General features: G+C 63.7%; 1 protein-coding gene. It reads left to right on the top strand.

Features of this window, described 5'->3' with window-relative positions:
• A partial coding sequence (gene pdxJ, locus G5358_RS21520) for a pyridoxine 5'-phosphate synthase (protein WP_421324933.1) occupies positions 1-659 on the top strand: 659 nt, incomplete at both ends.

Here is a 659-nt window from a genome sequence, read left to right as displayed (position 1 = left end):
CTGGGTGTGAACATCGACCATATCGCCACCCTGCGCAACGCCCGTGGCACCCAGTATCCGGATCCGGTACAGGCCGCCTTCGTGGCCGAGCAGGCCGGGGCCGATGGCATTACCGTGCATCTGCGTGAAGATCGCCGCCACATCACCGACCGCGATGTGGAGATCCTGCGCCAGACTATCCAGACCAGAATGAACCTGGAGATGGCGGTGACCGAAGAGATGATCGGCATCGCCTGCCGCATCAAGCCCCACTTCGTCTGTCTGGTGCCGGAGAAGCGCACCGAAGTGACCACCGAGGGCGGTCTGGACGTGGCCGGTCAGCTGGACAAGGTGACTGACGCAGTTGCCCGCCTCTCTGCTGTGGGTGCCCAGGTATCCCTCTTTATCGACGCCGATCCCATCCAGATCGATGCGGCTGCCGAGAGTGGCGCCCCCTTTATCGAGATCCATACCGGCCGTTACGCCGATGCCACCACCGATGCTGAGCGCAACGCCGAGTTCAAGCGTATCGCCGCCGGCGCCTCCTATGCCGCTGGCAAGGGCTTGAAGGTCAATGCCGGTCACGGCCTGCACTACCACAACGTCAAGGCCATCGCCGCCATCCCCGAGCTCTATGAGCTCAACATCGGCCACGCCATCATCGGCCGCGCCGCCTTCGA

The organism is Aeromonas sp. 604176, from assembly GCF_049170755.1.
GTDB lineage: Bacteria > Pseudomonadota > Gammaproteobacteria > Enterobacterales > Aeromonadaceae > Aeromonas > Aeromonas veronii_A.
Note: the sequence above shows the minus strand (reverse complement) of the source record. Positions and strands in the feature narration are given on the sequence as shown.